This window comes from bacterium (assembly GCA_035549195.1).
In the GTDB taxonomy this organism is placed as follows: Bacteria; Oederibacteriota; Muellerivitia; order Muellerivitales; family Muellerivitaceae; genus DASZRK01.
Genome location: DASZRK010000080.1, coordinates 124,405 through 142,463 on the forward strand (window position 1 = coordinate 124,405; position 18,059 = coordinate 142,463).

The 18,059-nt window shown below is 58.0% G+C and carries 19 protein-coding genes; all 19 read left to right on the forward strand.

Annotated features, from left to right (window positions below; all coding sequences use genetic code 11):
* Positions 1 to 3: 3 nt before the first annotated feature.
* The 19 genes from VHE12_14445 (at position 4) to VHE12_14535 (ending at position 18,012) form a co-directional block, all read left to right on the forward strand.
* Complete coding sequence (locus tag VHE12_14445) at positions 4 to 423, forward strand: chemotaxis protein CheD (protein ID HVZ81984.1); 420 nt, start codon at positions 4 to 6, stop codon at positions 421 to 423.
* A gap of 11 nt (positions 424 to 434) precedes the next feature.
* Positions 435 to 953, forward strand: coding sequence for a chemotaxis protein CheW (locus VHE12_14450; GenBank protein HVZ81985.1), 519 nt, complete (start codon positions 435 to 437; stop codon positions 951 to 953).
* A gap of 4 nt (positions 954 to 957) precedes the next feature.
* Positions 958 to 1,308 (forward strand): response regulator, encoded by a 351-nt coding sequence (locus VHE12_14455; GenBank protein ID HVZ81986.1) that lies wholly within the window; start codon positions 958 to 960, stop codon positions 1,306 to 1,308.
* A gap of 22 nt (positions 1,309 to 1,330) precedes the next feature.
* Complete coding sequence (locus VHE12_14460; GenBank protein HVZ81987.1) at positions 1,331 to 2,416, forward strand: chemotaxis response regulator protein-glutamate methylesterase; 1,086 nt, start codon at positions 1,331 to 1,333, stop codon at positions 2,414 to 2,416.
* Positions 2,417 to 2,567: 151 nt separating this feature from the next.
* The gene (locus tag VHE12_14465) at positions 2,568 to 4,625 is read left to right on the forward strand and encodes a chemotaxis protein CheA (GenBank protein HVZ81988.1); all 2,058 of its coding nucleotides are present in this window, start codon (positions 2,568 to 2,570) and stop codon (positions 4,623 to 4,625) included.
* A complete protein-coding gene (locus VHE12_14470; GenBank protein HVZ81989.1) occupies positions 4,609 to 5,223 on the forward strand; it encodes a chemotaxis protein CheC in 615 nt (204 codons plus the stop codon). Before VHE12_14465 ends, VHE12_14470 begins: the two co-directional genes overlap by 17 nt.
* A gap of 100 nt (positions 5,224 to 5,323) precedes the next feature.
* Entirely contained in the window at positions 5,324 to 6,400 is a 1,077-nt protein-coding gene (locus VHE12_14475; GenBank protein ID HVZ81990.1) for a diguanylate cyclase, read from the forward strand.
* A gap of 10 nt (positions 6,401 to 6,410) precedes the next feature.
* On the forward strand, positions 6,411 to 7,523 hold the full coding sequence (gene dprA / locus VHE12_14480; protein HVZ81991.1) for a DNA-processing protein DprA: 1,113 nt from the start codon (positions 6,411 to 6,413) through the stop codon (positions 7,521 to 7,523).
* Positions 7,524 to 7,728: 205 nt separating this feature from the next.
* Positions 7,729 to 10,065, forward strand: a complete 2,337-nt coding sequence (topA, locus tag VHE12_14485) for a type I DNA topoisomerase (GenBank protein HVZ81992.1) — start codon at positions 7,729 to 7,731, stop codon at positions 10,063 to 10,065.
* Positions 10,066 to 10,073: 8 nt separating this feature from the next.
* Entirely contained in the window at positions 10,074 to 10,937 is an 864-nt protein-coding gene (argB, locus tag VHE12_14490) for an acetylglutamate kinase (GenBank protein ID HVZ81993.1), read from the forward strand.
* A 116-nt stretch (positions 10,938 to 11,053) separates the two neighbouring features.
* Positions 11,054 to 11,512, forward strand: a complete 459-nt coding sequence (gene nrdR, locus VHE12_14495) for a transcriptional regulator NrdR (protein ID HVZ81994.1) — start codon at positions 11,054 to 11,056, stop codon at positions 11,510 to 11,512.
* 53 nt (positions 11,513 to 11,565) lie between these two features.
* Complete coding sequence (locus tag VHE12_14500) at positions 11,566 to 12,876, forward strand: DUF1015 domain-containing protein (protein ID HVZ81995.1); 1,311 nt, start codon at positions 11,566 to 11,568, stop codon at positions 12,874 to 12,876.
* Between the two features lie 91 nt (positions 12,877 to 12,967).
* Positions 12,968 to 14,260 (forward strand): phosphopyruvate hydratase, encoded by a 1,293-nt coding sequence (gene eno, locus VHE12_14505; protein ID HVZ81996.1) that lies wholly within the window; start codon positions 12,968 to 12,970, stop codon positions 14,258 to 14,260.
* 62 nt (positions 14,261 to 14,322) lie between these two features.
* Positions 14,323 to 15,243 (forward strand): cysteine synthase family protein, encoded by a 921-nt coding sequence (locus VHE12_14510; GenBank protein ID HVZ81997.1) that lies wholly within the window; start codon positions 14,323 to 14,325, stop codon positions 15,241 to 15,243.
* Positions 15,243 to 15,650 carry a M67 family metallopeptidase gene (locus tag VHE12_14515; protein ID HVZ81998.1) on the forward strand — a complete coding sequence of 136 codons (408 nt, stop codon included), beginning with the start codon at positions 15,243 to 15,245 and terminating at the stop codon, positions 15,648 to 15,650. Before VHE12_14510 ends, VHE12_14515 begins: the two co-directional genes overlap by 1 nt.
* Before the next feature lie 6 nt (positions 15,651 to 15,656).
* Positions 15,657 to 16,478 (forward strand): DMT family transporter, encoded by an 822-nt coding sequence (locus tag VHE12_14520; protein HVZ81999.1) that lies wholly within the window; start codon positions 15,657 to 15,659, stop codon positions 16,476 to 16,478.
* Positions 16,475 to 17,293: a DMT family transporter gene (locus VHE12_14525; protein HVZ82000.1), complete on the forward strand. Its 819-nt coding sequence runs from the start codon at positions 16,475 to 16,477 to the stop codon at positions 17,291 to 17,293. The genes VHE12_14520 and VHE12_14525 overlap by 4 nt, the downstream gene beginning before the upstream one ends.
* Before the next feature lie 7 nt (positions 17,294 to 17,300).
* The gene (locus VHE12_14530; protein HVZ82001.1) at positions 17,301 to 17,714 is read left to right on the forward strand and encodes a secondary thiamine-phosphate synthase enzyme YjbQ; all 414 of its coding nucleotides are present in this window, start codon (positions 17,301 to 17,303) and stop codon (positions 17,712 to 17,714) included.
* Position 17,715: 1 nt separating this feature from the next.
* Entirely contained in the window at positions 17,716 to 18,012 is a 297-nt protein-coding gene (locus VHE12_14535; protein HVZ82002.1) for a (2Fe-2S) ferredoxin domain-containing protein, read from the forward strand.
* Positions 18,013 to 18,059: the final 47 nt, after the last annotated feature.

Below are 18,059 nucleotides of genomic sequence, written 5' to 3' on the forward strand. Positions count from 1 at the left end.
CTGATGATCTACGGGCTCGGATCCTGTGTGGGCGTGGCCCTTTATGATCCCGCCGTCCGCTCCGGGGGGTTGGCGCATGTGATGCTCCCATCCAGTCGGCTCAGTTCGAAGGTCCACTTGCCCGGGAAATTCGCGGACACCGCCGTTCCGGCCCTTGTGGAAGGATTGCTCCGGCAAGGCGCGGTCCGGGAGCGTTTGGTGGCCAAATTGGTCGGTGGCGCCAACATGTTCTCTTTCCTCCCCCAGGCCACAGTCTCCATTGGGGTCCGGAATGCCGCTGCGGTCCGTGAGAAACTCACCGAGATGGGGATCCCCATCTTAGCCGAGCGGACCGGAGGCGATCAGGGGCGGACGATCCTTTTCGACCTGAAGGACGGGCGCCTGGAGATACGAAGATTGAACCGTTCCAGTGAATGGATCTAAAGGGGAGACCTGTGCCGGAAAGTATTTCAACGGTCCCATCATCCGCGGGTGCCCAGTGGGTCATCTTCCAGCTTTCGGCTTGCGAGCTGGCGCTCCCCATCCAACGCTTGCGGGAGATCATACGCCCGGGGGAGATGACTTTGGTCCCCAAGGCTCCACCTGCGGTCGTGGGCGTCATCAATCTTCGGGGGCGGGTGCTTCCGGTGGTCGATCTCCGGCGTGCCTTCAAAATGCCGGTCCTGGACCCGACGGATGATTCCCGGATCCTCGTCGTCGAATTGGGGACCCAATCGGTGGGATTCCTGGTGGACCGCGTCCTGGAGGTCCTCAGGGCCCCCGAGGACGCCTTGGAATCGCCCCCAGGTTCGATCCTTGAAATCGGTATGGAATTCATCCTGAAAACATTAAAATTGGGCAAAAGGACCATCGTGTTCCTGGACCTGGACCAGGTCTTTGGGCAAGCCGGTTGGGAACGTTTTTGGGGGAAAGAACGGGGTAACCCGATGATCGGGAGCGCTCGTGGGGCATAAGATCATGTTCGTGGACGATTCGTCCTTCATGCGGTCCCTTTTAAAGGGGATCATCCTGAAGGACGGTTTCGAGCTTGCCGGTGAAGCCGAGAACGGCCGGGACGCGGTCGAGCTTTACAAGAAGATCCGACCGGACCTGGTGACGATGGACATCGTCATGCCGGACATGGACGGGATCGAGGCGGTCAAAACCATCCGGTCCTTCGATCCCGAGGCTCGGATCATCATGGTAAGCGCCATGGGCCAGCAAAGCATGGTGATCGATTCGATCCAAGCCGGTGCCCGTGACTTCATCATCAAGCCATTCCAACCCCCAAGGGTCCATGAGGCCCTTCGGCGGGTCATGGGCGGTTAACGTCCTTCATTGAAGGAAGGTCATGCCTTCTTCGCTTCCTCCAACCATCCGTGTCCTCATCGTCGACGACTCCTTTTTCATGAGGAAGGTCCTGAAGGACCTTTTGTCCGAATCGGCCCCCCAGATCGAGGTGATCGGCACCGCTTCCGACGGTCAAGAGGGCTTGGAAAAGACAAGGCGCCTCAAGCCGGACGTCGTGACCTTGGATTTTGAGATGCCGAAGTTGAACGGATTGGACGCCCTGCGTGCCATCATGGCCGAATGCCCGACCCCGGTCATCATGGTCTCCAGCCATACGGCAAAAGGGACCGAGACCGCCCTGAAGGCCCTCGAACTGGGTGCGGTGGATTGCGTGGCGAAACCATCGGGAAGGGCCTTGGAAAACATCCGGCTCCTGGAGCCGGAATTGGTCGAGAAGATAAAGGTCGCTTCCATCAGTAAGCCGGTCGCCCGGTCCCCGGAGGCCCCTGGGACCGAACGAACGAGAATCCCTAAGATCCCGCCCAGCCCGCTCGAACGTCCCGCGACCTTCCTGGTGGGAGTCGCATCTTCGACGGGAGGGCCCAAGGCCCTCCACGAACTTTTTGAAGGGGTGAAAACCCACCCGACGGCCTCTTTCGTCGTGGTCCAGCATATTTCATCGGGCTTTACCCAAGCCTTGGCCCGTCGTTTGTCCGAAGTCACCGACGTTCAGGTGGAAGAAGCGATTCATGGGGGCGTTCTCTTGGGGGGAAGGGCTTATGTGGCCCCGACCGGGACGCATTTGATCATTGAAGGATCGCCGGGGCGGTTCCGGTTCAACTTCGACGACCAACCCCCGCGACTGGGTGTGAAGCCTTGTGCCGATCTCATGTTGACCTCGATGGCCAAGGCGACTCGGGGCCAGTGTTTGGGCATCGTCTTGACGGGCATGGGAAAGGACGGAACCCTGGGTTTGGGGGCCATTCAAAAGGCGGGTGGCACAACCTTCGCCCAGGACGCAGAAAGCTGCGTGGTTTACGGGATGCCGAAATCGGCGGTCGAAGCGGGGGTCGTCACCCGACAGGTCCCCCTGGCGGCCATGGCCGATGAGATCAATATGGTCCTTGTGAAAACCAAGGGGTTTTGAGACAGGCGGCTGCCGGGCCAAAGGCGCGGACCCTTCGAAGCTCTTCCGATCCGGATCCATCCCTTTTCCACAAAAAGCGTGGTCCCGAAGTCTGTCCTAAGGACTTTCCGGGGCTTTTGTTAAAATGGCCGAAGTCCTCAAAGGGGTCGGCATGAACACGTCGGATTACAAGGAACTGTTCCTTTCGGAGGCCAGGGAATACCTGTCGAACCTCAACAATTCCCTGGTCCAACTGGAGAAGGATCCGGCCCAGGGTGAACCGATCAAGGAGGTCTTTCGGTCCGCCCACACACTCAAGGGCATGGCGGCGACCATGGGATACGAACCCATGGTCCGATTGACCCATGAGATGGAATCGGTCCTGGATCCGATCCGTTCCGGGAAGGAAGAGTTGAGCACCCGGCTCATGGATGCCCTTTTCCTCTGCCTGGATCAACTGGAAAAATGGGTGGATGCACTTTCCAGGCAGGATTTCATCGAGGAGGAGTCCCTGGAAGAGGCCATGAAAGTGCTTCGCCGGGGCGCTTCTGAAGGGGAGCCGGGACGCGCCGAGTCGGCCGCACCGTTGCCCGCCTTCCAGTTCTCGGCGGAAGAAACGGAGATCCTTTCGCAAGCCAAGAGGAACGGCTTTTCCATCTTGCAGGTGGCCGTCCAGCTGGTTCCGGAGTGTCAATTCAAGGAAGTCCGGGCCTTCATGGTCCTCAAAGCCATCAACGGCCTTGGGGAGATCGTCCATAGCGAACCTTCCCCCGAGGAGATCGAGAAAGGGCTTTTCAAGGACCGGTTCCTCCTGGTGGTCGTGACCGATTGCTCCGCCGAAAGGATCCGCGATGGCCTGACGGGCATCGGGGAAGTCGCTTCGGTCCGTATCGATGAATTCAAGATGGGGCCGACGGGAAAAAAAGAGCCAGCGACGGAACCGGGACACGCGTCCCCCTTGGCGGCGGAGAACGGAAAAGGCGATGTCGAGGAACGGTCCTCCTTGCTCCCGACGGTCCGCGTCCACACCACCAAACTGGATAAATTGATGGCACTGGTCCAGGAACTGGTCATTTCGAAGATCCGTTTCGAACAGATCGCATCGACCCAATCCTTGAAGGAATTGGACGGACCTCTCTCCCAACTCCATCACGTGACCGATGAGCTCCAGGACGAGATCATGAAGGTTCGTCTCATGCCGGTGAAACAGATATTCGACCGATTCCCGCGGATGGTCCGGGACCTGGCCAAAGGACTTGGAAAACAAGTCGATCTTGAGATGGACGGTGGGGAGGTCGAACTGGACAGGACGGTGCTCGAGGAAATGAGCGAACCTTTGGTCCATCTTCTCCGTAACGCCGTCGATCATGGCATCGAGGTCCCCGACTTCCGTGTCCAGGAAGGCAAAGAACCCATGGGGACCATCCGGCTCCAGGCACGTCGGGAAAGGGCTTATGTGGTCATCACCATTTCGGACGATGGAAGGGGCATCGATCCGGACCAAGTACGCCAAAAATCGGTAGCCAAGGGCCTGCTGACCCCAGAGGATGCGGCCCGCCTGACCGATGAAGAATCCATCCGGTTGATCGCCTTGCCGGGTTTTTCGACCCTGGACAACGCGACGCGCATTTCGGGGCGTGGGGTCGGAGTGGATGTGGCCAAGACCAAAGTGGAGGCCCTGGGAGGGACCCTGCGGATCCAAAGCAAGAAAAGTGTGGGGACCAGCTTTATCCTCCGGTTTCCGCTGACCTTGGCCATCATCAAGGCCCTGATGGTCCGCTGTGCCGGGGAGGTGTTCGCCGTTCCTGTCACCAACATCATCGAAACCCTGGATGTCCCATTGTCGGATAAGAAGGATATCCAGCAGCGACAGGCCCTGATCCTGCGGGAGGACGTGGTGCCCTACTATCCCTTGGCGGAACTCCTGGAAATGGAGGGAGACCCCGGGGACGACCCTTCGGGGCTGGAAACGGTCCTCATCGCCGAGGTCGGGGATTCCCGAGTGGGGTTGAAAGTGGACGAGGTGATCGGCCAGCAGGAGATCGCCATTAAGCCCATGGACCCGCTTTTGAAGGGGATCCGGGGTTTTTCGGGGGCCACGATCCTGGGGAATGGTAAGATAGCCCTGATCCTGGATGTGAACGGCTTGGTCGAGGATTTCAAAGATAAGCGCTTTCAGGTCGACCATAGTGACGTGGAAAAGGACCTTACCCATGCTCCCCAATCTTGATGAGATGACACCGACCCAGGTCGATGCCATCAAAGAGGTGGGCAATATCGGCGCCGGTCATGGCGCGACGGCCCTGTCCCAACTGCTGGGAAAACGGATCTCCATCACGGTCCCGAAGGCGAACATCATCCCCCTTTCGGAGATCTCCCAGGTGATGGGGGATCCGAACACGCTGGTGGCGGGTTTGATCCTTTCCATCCTGGGCGATGCCACGGGGAAGATCATCCTCTTGTTCCCGCGGGATTCGGCCCTTCATTTGGCCGACATGCTCTTGAAACAGCCCCTGGGAACCAGCAAGATCCTGTCGGAGATGGGCCATTCCGCCATCAAGGAGGCAGGGAACATCTTGACCGGCGCTTACTTGAGCGCCTTGAACGAATTCCTGGGAATGCTCCTGTTGATCTCCGTGCCGACACTTGTTTTCGACATGGCGGGTGCCCTTCTTTCCACGGTGACCCAGGGCCTGGATAAGGATTCGAAGGTGATCCTCATCGAAACGCGCTTCTTGGATGATCAGCAGGAGATCGCGGGCTATTTCGTATTGGCCCCCGATAACGTTTCCTTGCGGGCCATCTTCCAGGCGATCAAGGTCAAATAGCCCCGTTTTCCACGTTTTTCCAAAATGGTTCTGATAAAATACCGTTCTTCTTGCAGGAAGAACGACGAATGGCGCTGTCGTTTATTTACTTGAGGGAACTATGAACAGCCTGACCGATCTGCTGGGGACACTCCACAAACACTGTGGGCAGGATCCGGTCACCCCCGACGCCCTCAAGGCCTGTTGCACCGAGATCAACGGCCATTTCGGTTTCGACAGCGTCTTCCTGGCCCGGGCTGGAGCGCCGGAAGAGACCCTTTCCCCCTTGGTCCTGGAGGGAAAGGAAGAGGTCATGGAGACCTGTCTTTACCGGCTTGGCGTTGAAGAGAGGATCGCGCTCGCCAAGACCCCCATCAAGACCTACCAGGACATGACCGGAAAGCCGGTCTTCAATAAAGCCGGATCCCTGCGGATCCAAAAACCCAACAGCGGCATTTTTCAGGTCCTTTACCACCCGGGAAAGATCTATCTGCTTTTCGGTTGTGCGCATCAGAATTCCCAAAAATACGAGAACGAGGTCTTGACCCAGTTGGGTGAGATCTGGGCTAGTTGGAACGTATTCCTCTTGGAAGCCTTGGAACGGTTCGACCATCCCAAGGCAACGCCACTGCCTCCGCCGGCTCCCCCGCCGGTCCTGGAGCCGACCCAGGGGACCCCCGAGGCGGAACCGGCCGCGCCCCACACGAACGACGGCCGGAGACCCCTGGTCTTAGTGGATGAAGAGACCCGTTTGTTCAACCGTGAATATTTTTCGGAGTGCCTTGGTATCGAGGTGGAGAGGGCCAAGCGCTATTCCCGCAACCTGAGCCTCATGTTCTTGAGTGTTTCTCCCGTTCCCGGAAAAGGGCCAGAAGCCGCAGAAAGGAAAACGGCCACCCAGATCACCGAGATCCTGTCCAAGAGCCTGAGGCGGGTCGATATCATCTGCCGGATCGAAAAGGACAAATACGGGCTGATCCTTCCCGATACGGCCAACAATACCTACGGCATCATCGCCAAACGGGTCTTCAAGCATTTCAAGCAGGTCATGGGGGATGCTCCCCCCATTTTCCTGAACATCAGCGCCTGCACCTTTCCCAAGCATGCGGCCGACCATATCGGCCTATTGGACAACGCCGAAAAACTACTGGCGCAGGCCAAGGATGTCGGTCCTAACAAAGCCGTTCTTCCCGAATAGACCGGTGAACATGGACCGACGAAACGCCCTACTAGCGCTCCATCTTTCGGGGGTCATCGGACCCCGCAGGCTCCAGGGTGCCAAGGCAAGGTTCGAGGACCTGGGGGACCTTTTTGGGGCTTCGGAGGCGGAATTGGCCTCCTTGGAAGATTGGAACCTTTCCTCCGCGAAGAAGGTGCTGGCCATGAAAGACCCTGTGGAGCGGGTCGGACGGGAATTGGAAGAAGCGGAAACCCATGGGATCGAGGCATTGGTCGAGGGGGATGATGATTTTCCAAGTGTTTTTGCCGATCTTTACGATCCTCCTTTCGTCCTTTGGCGAAAGGGGAGCCTTGGGGAAGGGGACCAGAGGTCCATCGCGGTCATTGGCTGCCGGAAACCCAGCGCTTACGGAAAGCAGGCCGCCCTTCGTCTTGCGGAGGACATCGCCCGGGCGGGATACACAGTGGTCTCCGGCCTGGCCCGCGGCATCGATTCCCAGGCCCATCGGGGGGCCCTCCGCTTTCCGGAAGGAAGGACATTGGCCTTCCTGGGAAGCGGGCTTCTGAACCTTTACCCGCCTGAGAACAGGGAACTGGCGAATGAGATCGCGGACCGTGGGGCGATCCTCAGCGAATATCCCCTCCGGGCAAAACCACTTGCCCTCCATTTCCCGCAAAGGAACCGGCTAATCAGTGGGGCCTCCCGTGGCGTCCTAGTGGTGGAGGCCAAGAAGGATAGTGGGTCCTTCATCACGGTGGATCACGCGTTGGACCAGGGGCGTCCCGTCTTTGCCGTGCCCGGTCCCATCACCCATAGCGAATCGGAAGGCGCCCATGCCCTGATCCAACAAGGGGCCAAACTGGTCATGGGGGCCGAGGACATTTTCCACGAACTCAACGACCTTAGGGCGGAGACGGTCTTCAAGGCACGTCGTGGGCGACCGGCGGCTCCAGGTCTTGCGGTGGACTGGTCCCCGGAGGAACGGACCCTCTTGGAGAAGCTCACGTTCGCTCCCCAACACGTCGATCTGTTGGTCCGGGACACCCAATTGCCATTGCGCCGGATCAATGAACTGCTCTTGGTTCTTGAAATGAAAGGCGCGGTCCAACAGGCTCCGGGACATTGTTATTTCAAACTGTGAGCGGTCCTTGACGATAATTTTCGTCCGGGTGTTTTTCTTCCCAAAACCTTTGTTTATATGACGAAATCCAACCCGCGAGCCGCCAGAGGCCTTTGTCCCGACCGGCGCGAAACTTGACAAGAACGCAAGAGCCTTCCTATTCTTTGCCCCATTGGCCGGAATATCGTGTCCCGCCTTAATTTCCCACTACCGATCGGAGAATCCCGTGGCCAAGGCCAAAAAAGAGAAGGAACCGAACAAGAAACTTGTGATCGTGGAATCGCCTTCCAAGGCCAAGACCATCAATAAATACCTTGGTTCGGAATATTTGGTGTTGGCTTCCAAAGGTCATTTGATCGACCTTCCCAAAAGCAAATTGGGTGTGGACCTGGAAAAGAATTTCGAGCCCCAATACATCCCCATCCGTGGTAAGGCCTCCATCATCAAGGAACTGAAGAAGGCGGCCCAGAAATCCTCCGCCGTCTACCTGGCCGCGGACCCGGACCGGGAAGGGGAGGCCATCGGCTGGCACATCCGAAACTTCCTGAGCACCCTGGCCACCGTACCGACCATCTACCGGTTGCGGCTCAACGAGATCACCAAATCGGCCATTGAAGAGGCCATTCAGACGCCGAGCGAGGTCGACTTGAACATGGTCAATGCCCAGCAGGCCCGCCGGGTCTTGGACCGTTTGGTGGGTTATGGGATCAGCCCCTTGTTATGGAAGAACATCCGCCGCGGTCTTTCCGCTGGCCGGGTCCAATCCGTGGCTTTGCGCCTTATTTACGAACGGGAAAAGGAGATCGAGGGGTTCAAGCCCGAGGAATATTGGACCCTAGAGGCCGACTTCACCATGGAGGACGGCCGGGTCATCCGTACCAAATTGGCCAAGGTGAGCGGGGAGAAGCCGGTCCTGAAGACCGAAGCCGATACCCAGGCCCTGATCGCCCGGATCCAAGGCGCGGATTTCAAGGTCTCCGCCGTCCTGCACCGGGACAAATCCAAGAAACCGCCCATGCCTTTCACGACCTCCAAACTGCAGCAGGAAGCCTATAAGCAACTGCGCTTCGGAGCCCGGAAGACCATGTCGATCGCCCAAGGACTTTACGAAGGTATCGAAATGGGCTCATCCGGTCCCGTGGGTCTCATCACTTATATGAGGACGGATTCCAAACGCGTTTCCCCGGAAGCCAAGACCGAAGCGGCGAAGTTCATCCTGGAGACCTATGGCGATAAGTTCCAGGCCCAAGGGGAGCGGGATACGTCAGCCAAAGGCAAGATCCAGGATGCCCATGAAGCCATCCGACCCACTTCCGTCTACCGCACCCCCGAACAGGTCAAAAGTCACCTGACCCCGGAACAGTTCAAGCTTTACAAGCTCATTTGGGAGGACTTCGTCGCCAGCCAGATGAGCAATGCCCAATACCGTGAGACCAGCGTGGAGATTTCCGGCAATGAAGTGGTCTTTCGGGCGACCGGTACGGAGACCGTTTTTGAGGGCTTTACCAAGGTTTATGAGGAGTCCGCGGACGAGGACAAAAAGGAAGGACCGGGGGCCGAGGGCGAGGATACGGAAGAGGTCAACCCGAACAAGCTTGCCGGCATCAGCGAGGGCCAGAAGGCCGAATGGAAAGGTCCGCAGCCTGAACAGCATTTCACCCAACCTCCCCCGCGTTATACCGACGCCTCCATGGTCAAGACCTTGGAGGAGATGGGCATCGGACGCCCCTCCACCTATGCCCCGACCCTGGAGACCATCCAAGCCCGCCATTATGTGAAGAAGGAGGGTGGCAGGTTCTTCCTGGCCGAATTGGGACAGCTGGTCCTGGAATTGTTGATGAAGAATTTCCCAACGGTCCTGGATTACGAATTCACGGCCAAGATGGAATCGGAATTGGACCAGGTGGAAGCGGGTGAACAGGAATGGCGTAAGGTCATCGGCGATTTTTATACCCCCTTCAAGGACGTCTTGGCGGAAGCCGAGAAGATGATGGGCGAGGAAAAAAGCAAGATCGAGGTCGTGACCGACATCCCGTGCGAAAAATGCGGTCAGATGATGATCGTCAAATGGGGACGTCATGGGAAGTTCCTGGCCTGTTCCAAATATCCCGAGTGCCAGAATACCAAGAGCCTCAAGGAGACCACGGACGGCTCCATCCAGGTCGAGGAGGACGCCAAAACCGACGAGAAGTGCCCCAAGTGCGGCGCCGACATGGTGGTGAAGCGGGGACGCTTCGGGAAGTTCCTGGCTTGCTCCAAGTATCCCGAATGTAAGACGGCCAAACCCATCCCCTTGGGCATCAAGTGTCCTTTGGGTTGTGGCGGGGAAGTGGTTTCCCGTGGGTCCAGGCGCGGGGTCTTCTACGGTTGCAACAAGTATCCCGACTGCAAGTTCATCTCCTGGTACAAGCCCATCAACCGGGCCTGTCCCCAATGCGCCAGTCCCTACCTGGTGGACAAGTACCTCAAGACCTTGGGTCCTCACGTCGCCTGTCCCAACAAGGAATGCGACTACAAGGAATTCCCCAAGGCTGAGGCTGCCGCCGAACCCGCCACCAACTGAGGCCCGCCATGCAAGGTTCGATCGAGAAGGCCCAGATCCTGGTGGAGGCTTTTCCCTATATCAAGAAGTGGTCCGGCCGGACGGTGGTGGTCAAATATGGCGGAAGCACCCGCTCCGGCGACGCCGCCCTGCGGAGTACCCTCCAGGATATCGTCCTCATGAAATTCGTCGGAATGCGGCCCATCGTCGTCCACGGAGGCGGCAAGGACATCACCAAGGCCGTGGAGGCCATGGGGATCAAGCCGCGTTTCGTGGACGGGTTGCGGGTGACCGACCAGGCCACCATGAAGGTGGTGGAGAAGGTCCTGGCCGGGACCATCAATAAAGAACTGGTCCACCTGGTCCATGAACTGGGCGGCCGTGCGATCGGCCTTTCAGGTAAGGACGCCGGCATGCTCCAGGTCGACCGGGTCCGGTCGAGGACGGGGAAGGATATCGGATTCGTCGGCAAGGTGAAAAAAGTGAACACGGCCGTCCTGGAAGGATTGGACCGGGAGAGATATATCCCCGTGATCGCTCCCTTGGGATACGGTGAAGAAGGGAAGAGCTTCAACGTCAATGCCGATGAGGCCGCTGGGGCCATCGCAGCGGCCCTGAAGGCGGAAAAGCTGATCTTCCTGACCGATGTTCCAGGGATATGCAAGAAGAAGGACGACCCCAAAAGTTTGATCTCGACCCTGCGGACGCGGGAAGTGCCGAACCTGGTGAAGAAGGGTGTGATCTCCGGTGGGATGATCCCCAAGATCGACGCTTGTCTTCAGGCCGTCAAAGCGGGGGTCCATAAGACCCACATCATCGATGGGACCCTTCCCCACGCCCTTTTATTGGAGATATTCACGCCCCAGGGTGTTGGGACCGAGATCGTTCCTTAGGATTCCCCTTCTTTTCGTTCCTTTCCCCCTCCGGATTGAAGCCTTTCTTGTCGGGCCCTCTACCTATGGTATAATCCGGCCCAACGTCGCCACCCACAACCCCTAGAGGTGCTTGAATGAAGTGTCCCTTTTGTGGTCATCAAGAGGATAAGGTCATGGACTCCCGTCCAAGCAAAGGGGGATCGGCGATCCGCCGCCGGCGGGAATGCCTTAAATGCGAGAAGCGTTTTACGACCTATGAGCAGATCGAGGAGATCCTGCCCATGGTGGTCAAGAGGGATGGACGGCGGGAACCCTTCGATCGGTTGAAGATCGTGGCCGGTGTGCGGAAGGCCGTGGAGAAAAGGCCGGTTTCCTCGGAAAAGATCGAGTCCCTCGTGGACGATATCGAAAATGCGTTGATGGAACGGTCGGCCAAGGAGATCAACTCGACCGAGGTCGGGGAAATGGTGATGAACCGCCTCAAGGAATTGGACGACGTGGCCTATGTCCGCTTTGCCAGTGTTTACCGGCAATTCAAGGATATCAATGCCTTCATGGACGAGGTCAAGAAACTCCTCAACCGCAAAAGCTGAAGCGCCGCATCCCGTTGTCCCCAAGATCCCATTAAAAACAAGCGAGGCCTATCATGGCAAAGATCATTCCGTTCCGGGCATGGCGTTATTCTAAACGGACCCCTTCCCAAATGGCGAGGGTGGTCGCCCCGCCCTATGACGTCATCACCAATCAACAGAAAAAGGTTTTGCGGGCCGCTGACCCGGCGAACGTGATCCGCCTGATCATCGGGAATCCCAGCCATGCGGTCCATGGCCCGAAGGATTATCAGGGGGCCAAGAAATCCTTCGGCGCCTGGAAAAAGAAGGGGACACTGGTCCGGGACCAGGAACCGTCCGTTTACATCTACCGCCAGACCTTCAAGATCGACGGCAAGGTCTACCACCGCACCGGTTTCATCGCCCTTTCCCGGTTGACGCCCTTCGGCAACAAAAAAGGCGGCATCCTGGCCCATGAACATACCTTGAGCGGCCCCAAGGCGGATCGCCTGAAGTTGATGAAGGCGACCCACGCCAATTTCAGCTGCATCTTTTCCCTCTACCCGGACCAAAAAGGAGTGGGAAAGATGCTGGCGGCCGCCGCCAAGGCCCAGGCGACCTATTCGGTCGAATTCCCCAAGGGGATCCACAACCAGGTTTGGAAGGTCTCCGATCCCAAGTGGATCGGCACGCTCCAGAAGAAGATCGGCTCCGCGACGCTTTTCATCGCCGACGGGCATCATCGTTATGAGACGGCCTTGGCTTTCCAATCCCATTGTGCCCAATGGTCCAAGGGACCCTTGGGCTCCCGTCCCTTCGATTATGTTCAAATGATGTTCGTGGCCATGGAGGATCCGGGGCTGGTCATCCTGCCGACCCACCGGATGCTGCCCCAGCGCCATATTTCGTCCCCGTCCTTGCTGCTCAGCCGTCTTTCGAGCCTGGGCGAGATCCATGAATACAAGAAGCCGCTGGCGGGTTCCGCGCCTTGGTATTGGTTGGCGTCCTTGGGGAAGAAACGACCGACCCTCGGTCTCTCTTTTGATGGGAAAAAGCTCTACGCCCTCCAGTTCTCGAAGGCCGTCGCGAAGTCGCCCCTCTTGAAGGATGTTTCGGATGCCCAAAAGAAACTGGATGTGACACTGCTCCACCGTTTGATCCTGGAGCCCTTCTTTGGGATCACCAAGGAAAAGGTGGAGCACGAGATCTCCTTCACCAGCAAGGCGGAGGAAGCGGTTTCCCGCCTTCGGAAAGGCGAGTTCGCGGCGACCTTCTTCCTGAACCCGACCCGCATCGAACAGTTACGGGAAGTGGCGCTGAAACAGGAACGGATGCCCCAGAAATCCACCTATTTCTACCCGAAACTGGTCACGGGCCTGACCTTCAACGAACTGGATTCTTTCTGACAAATCCCAAGCCGACGGTCCTTGCGGGCCTTTCGGGTCCCCGTTAGAATCGTCCCTTCTTCGAGCCGCCACCAACTTTTTAGGAGGACGCATGAGCCGCCGAATCGCCGAGGTCAAAGGACGTGAGATCCTGGATTCCCGCGGGAATCCGACCGTTGAGGTCGATCTCTACCTGGAAGATGGGACCCTGGGTCGCGCGGCGGTGCCGTCGGGCGCTTCCACCGGTGAATACGAGGCGGTCGAGCTTCGGGACGGCGACAAGACCCGTTACGGCGGGAAGGGTGTCCTCAAGGCCGTTGCCAACGTGAACTCGAAGATCGCTCCCAAGATCAAGGGGATGGACGTCATGGACCAAAGGGCCCTGGACGCCTTCATGATCGAACTGGACGGAACGTCCAATAAAGGGAAGCTCGGGGCGAACGCCCTTCTGGGTGTCTCCATGGCCGCCGCCAAGGCCGCGGCCGCTTCCGCCAAACTGCCCCTCTACCGCTATATCGGCGGTTCCAACGCCAACCTCCTGCCCGTTCCCATGATGAACATCATCAATGGTGGCGTCCACGCGGACAACAACGTGGACCTGCAGGAATTCATGATCATGCCCGTGGGCGGGAAGACCTTCCGTCATTCCCTTCAAATGGGCGCCGAAGTGTTCCATTCCCTGAAGAAGGTCCTCCATGACCAGAAGCTCAACACGGCCGTCGGGGACGAGGGCGGGTTCGCGCCTGACCTGAAGTCCAACGAGGAGGCCTTGCAGGTCATCATGGAAGCCATCAAGAAGGCGGGGTACCACGCGGGGAAGGATGTCATGATCGCGCTGGATGCCGCCTCTTCCAGCTTTTACGACAAGGCGGGCAAGAAATACGTGCTCGAGGCCGAGGCCCAGAAGAACAAGAACAGCCAGCAGATGGTGGATTTCTACAGCCACCTTTGCGACAAGTACCCCATCATTTCCATCGAGGATGGTTTGGACGAGAATGACTGGGACGGCTTCAAAATGATGACCGACAAGCTGGGGAAGAAGGTCCAGATCGTCGGGGACGATCTTTTCGTGACCAACACCCAAAAGCTCAAATCCGGCATCGAGAAGGGCATCGCCAACTCCATCCTCATCAAGGTCAACCAGATCGGGACCTTGACCGAGACCCTGGAAGCCATCGAGATGGCCAAGAAGGCCGGCTACACGGCCATCGTTTCGCACCGCTCGGGCGAGACCGAGGACACCACCATCGCCGATATCGCGGTGGCGACCAACGCGGGTCAGATCAAGACGGGTTCGGCCTCCCGCACGGACCGTATCGCCAAGTACAACCAGTTGCTTCGGATCGAGGAGGAACTGGGCGACGCCGCCCGGTATATGGGCAAAGAAGTTTTCTACAACCTGTAAGCCGCGAACCAAGCCGCGGGTGGGATCTGTCCTATCCGCGGCTGTTTCATTTTGGAGCCTGGATGACCCCGACCGCCATGAACCCGCCCCGCGTCTACGAGAACGTCACCGAGTTGGTCGGGCGGACGCCCATGGTCCGGATCCACAGCCATGGGGTTCCGGGTGTCGAACTCTGGGCGAAACTGGAGAACTTCAATCCGGGGAGGTCGGTCAAGGACCGTCCGGCTCTTCGAATGATCCAGGAAGGCATCAAGAGCGGGAAGCTGACGAAAGACAAGACCATCTTGGACGCCACCTCGGGTAATACGGGCATTGCCTATGGCTGGATCGGCGCGGCCCTTGGTTACAAGGTTTCCTTGGCCGTCCCGGCCAACGTCAGCGACGAGCGCAAGCGGATCCTCAAGTCCTTCAATGTCGAGGTCCATTATTCCAGCGAGATGGAAGGGTCCGACGGCGCCATCCGATTGGCCCGCGAGCTCTATCAGCAAGACCCGGGACGCTATTTTGTGCCCGATCAATACAACAACCCGGAGAACCCCCAGGCCCACCGGTTGACCACGGCCGAAGAGATCATGGAATTGTTGGGCGACCGCATCACCCATTTCGCGGCCACCATCGGCACCAGCGGGACCTTGATGGGAACGGGGCACCGGATCAAGGAATTGAAGCCTTCCGCCAAGATCATCGCGCTGGAACCCGCTCAGCCTTTCCATGGTTTGGAGGGGTTGAAACACATGGCTTCTTCCATCGTTCCTGGGATCTATGACCCAAAGGCCTACGACGAGAACATCCCGATCGATACCGATGAAGCCTATGAATGGGTCAAAAAACTTGCCCGCCAGGAGGGTATTTTGGGTGGTCTCTCGAGCGGCGGCGCCATGGCGGGATGTGTTCAATTGGCCAAGCGCATCCAAAAAGGCTGCATCGTCACGATCTTCCCGGATTCGGGGGACAAATATCTTTCCACAAGGGTGTGGGAATAATGATCCGATTCGATGAGGGCGCGCGGAACCAAATGCTTGCGATCGGGGAAAAGGGCTACCCCCATGAGATCTGCGGGCTCATGTTCGGAAAGGCCGGGGAGACACGGCTTGTGACCGAGATTTTTGAATGCGGGAATCTCAACAAACACAAGCCTGAGACCCGCTACGACATGGACCCCAAGGATTATATGAAGGGTGAGGCCCTGGCTCGCCAAAAGGGTCTTGATGTGGTCGGCATCTTCCACTCGCATCCGGACCATCCTGATAAGGCTTCCGAGACCGATCGGCAGGCGGCCTGGCCCGGATTTTCCTATGTCATCATGTCCATCCAAAAAGGAAAATTCGCCTCGATGAAGTCGTGGGTCTTGAACGACAAGGAACAATTCGACGAAGAACCCATTGGCTGAAATTCCATGATCTGGCTTTGGATGGCGGTGATCGCCGGATTCTTCAATGCCCTTTGGACGGCCATCTCCAAGAAAGTCCTGGTCCGCCTCTCCCCCCGTGAATTCACCCTTGTCTTCCGGCTCTTGACCGCCCTTTTTCTCCTGCCGCTCGCCATCTATCAATGGACTTGGCCGCTTTCCCTCAAGTGGTGGGGACTGACCCTCTTGGCCGGCCTTTTCGAGGGACTCCGCACCTGGATGCTGGTGCGAGGGGTCAAGACCGATTACTACACGACTTATGCTTTCTATAACCTGACCCCTTTTTTTACGGTCCTGGCCGCGCCATTGTTCCTGCCGGAATCCCAGTCGGGTTCCTTGGTCTTGGGGGGTGTCTTGATCGGGTTGGGAGCCTTCGTTTTCCACCGTTTGGGAGCCTGGTCCTGGGGTGGACTTTGGGGCGCCGTCTTTTCAACGGCTGGGGTCATCGTGAACAAGATGGCCTTGGCGGATTCACCGCCCCTCTTCTTCGCCTTCTGGTCCTTCGGGATCGGGGCCCTTTGTCTTATCCCATTGGAAAGTTTGGCCCATTCGGCCCTCCGGCCCAAGGTGATGCGTAAGGAATGGCGGGGGGTCCTGGCTCCCGCTTTTTGGTCTTTCCTGGCGTCGGTCCTTTTTTATGTGGCCCTAGCCCATGCGCCCGCCTCCAAGATCAATCCTTTGGTCCGCGCCAATCTTCTCTTCGGCTTCCTTTTTAGTTACTTCTTGTTGAAGGAGCGGAAGGATTGGAAGCATAAGGCCTTGGGCGGGGGATTGATCCTGGTGGGTCTGGTCCTGGTGGCGTTAGCATGATCTGGTCCCTTTGCGCCCTGGCCTCGGGGACCTTCAATGCCCTATGGACCTCCCGCATCAAGGGGCGAGTTCAAACCGAGGGAGCCTTGCCCTTCGCGGCCTCGGTCCGCTGGGGCGTGGTGATCTTACTGTTGCCCCTGGCGTTCGTAAGCGCCGGGCCACTCCCGGCCCGTTGGTGGGCTTTCACTGCCCTGGCTGGGCTGTTGGAATCGTTGAACGTTTGGACCTTGGCCCGGGGGTCCCGTCGAGATTACTATTCGACCTATGCTTTGGCCAACACCGCACCCTTCTTCACGGTCCTGCTGGCGGTCCCGTTCCTGGGGGAAAGGGTAACACCCTGGTTGGTGGCCGGTATCCTGCTGGTGGTGGCGGGGGCCGTCTGGCTTTATTATCGTGACCACTGGTCTTGGTGGGGACTGGCGGCGGCGCTGGCGGGGACGGTGGGGAACCTCTTCAGTAAGTCGGTGATCGGCCTTGGGAGCCCCTTTAGTCACGCGGCGTTCTGTTTCGCGTCCGGTGCCTGCCTGACCACGGCGCTTTCCGTTCAACAGGGGCCATCCGGGTCTTTTTCCAGGTTGGGCAAGAACATTTGGACCAACCGCGACTTGGCTTTCTTCTCCTTCCTGGGGACGGTGACCTTTTACCTGGCACTCTTCCATATTCCTGTGAGCCGGGTGAGCCCGCTCTTTCGCGTGAGCATGGTAGTGGCCTTCTTCCTGAGTGTCTTTCACTTGAAGGAACGGCGGGATTGGAAGGGGAGGGGCGTGGGCGCTATATTGCTTCTCCTAGGGTTGCTGTTGGTCCTGAAGGGATAAGGGAACCGTGAAATTTCTGACCGAGTACATGACCTTCGCTACGTCCAAACACCGGGAATATATCAACATCACCCATGATGTCGAAAAAACGGTCCAAAAGAGCGGGGTCCAGGAGGGAATGGTCCTTGTCTCGGCCATGCACATCACCGCGGGGGTCTATGTCAATGATGCGGAGGATGGCCTCATCCAGGACATCGACGAATGGCTGGAAAAACTGGCTCCCTACAAGGACGGCTACCGCCATCACCGGACCGGGGAAACCAATGGCGATTCGCATTTGAAGAGCATGTTGGTCCATCATCAGGTCGTTGTCCCGGTGACCAAGGGCCGATTGGACCTTGGACCCTGGCAGCAGGTCTATTACGCGGAGTTCGACGGCCAACGAAAGAAGCGTCTCATTATCAAAGTGATGGGGGAGTGACATGGAGTCCAGCAAACCGGCTTTTGAGAAATATGTTTTCGTGTGCGTTAACGAAAGGGGACCGGGGGAACGGGTCTCCTGCGGTGCCACCTTCTGCGGGAAGGAACTGTCGGAAAAATTGAAGGAAGCGGTGAAGGCCGCCGGACAGGCCAAACGGATCCGGGTTTCCAAGAGCAAGTGCCTGGATGTCTGCGAGGAAGGGGCCAATGTCCTCATCTATCCGGACGATCTCTGGTTGAAACACGTGGAATTGGCGGATATCCCGTCCATCCTTGAGAAGTTGGGCATAAAGATCTAATATTTCATGCCCTCGGTCCAAACATTCCACCCGGCTTTGCTGGGTGG

Excerpts from the sequence above, each read along its gene's own strand:
- VHE12_14445 (HVZ81984.1), top strand. The coding sequence starts at position 4 with ATGATCTACGGGCTCGGATCCTGTGTGGGCGTGGCCCTTTATGATCCC.
- VHE12_14455 (HVZ81986.1), top strand. The coding sequence starts at position 958 with ATGTTCGTGGACGATTCGTCCTTCATGCGGTCCCTTTTAAAGGGGATC.
- VHE12_14460 (HVZ81987.1), top strand. The coding sequence starts at position 1,331 with ATGCCTTCTTCGCTTCCTCCAACCATCCGTGTCCTCATCGTCGACGAC.
- VHE12_14465 (HVZ81988.1), top strand. The coding sequence starts at position 2,568 with ATGAACACGTCGGATTACAAGGAACTGTTCCTTTCGGAGGCCAGGGAA.
- VHE12_14470 (HVZ81989.1), top strand. The coding sequence starts at position 4,609 with ATGCTCCCCAATCTTGATGAGATGACACCGACCCAGGTCGATGCCATC.
- VHE12_14475 (HVZ81990.1), top strand. The coding sequence starts at position 5,324 with ATGAACAGCCTGACCGATCTGCTGGGGACACTCCACAAACACTGTGGG.
- dprA (HVZ81991.1), top strand. The coding sequence starts at position 6,411 with ATGGACCGACGAAACGCCCTACTAGCGCTCCATCTTTCGGGGGTCATC.
- argB (HVZ81993.1), top strand. The coding sequence starts at position 10,074 with ATGCAAGGTTCGATCGAGAAGGCCCAGATCCTGGTGGAGGCTTTTCCC.
- nrdR (HVZ81994.1), top strand. The coding sequence starts at position 11,054 with ATGAAGTGTCCCTTTTGTGGTCATCAAGAGGATAAGGTCATGGACTCC.
- VHE12_14500 (HVZ81995.1), top strand. The coding sequence starts at position 11,566 with ATGGCAAAGATCATTCCGTTCCGGGCATGGCGTTATTCTAAACGGACC.
- eno (HVZ81996.1), top strand. The coding sequence starts at position 12,968 with ATGAGCCGCCGAATCGCCGAGGTCAAAGGACGTGAGATCCTGGATTCC.
- VHE12_14510 (HVZ81997.1), top strand. The coding sequence starts at position 14,323 with ATGACCCCGACCGCCATGAACCCGCCCCGCGTCTACGAGAACGTCACC.
- VHE12_14515 (HVZ81998.1), top strand. The coding sequence starts at position 15,243 with ATGATCCGATTCGATGAGGGCGCGCGGAACCAAATGCTTGCGATCGGG.
- VHE12_14520 (HVZ81999.1), top strand. The coding sequence starts at position 15,657 with ATGATCTGGCTTTGGATGGCGGTGATCGCCGGATTCTTCAATGCCCTT.
- VHE12_14525 (HVZ82000.1), top strand. The coding sequence starts at position 16,475 with ATGATCTGGTCCCTTTGCGCCCTGGCCTCGGGGACCTTCAATGCCCTA.
- VHE12_14535 (HVZ82002.1), top strand. The coding sequence starts at position 17,716 with ATGGAGTCCAGCAAACCGGCTTTTGAGAAATATGTTTTCGTGTGCGTT.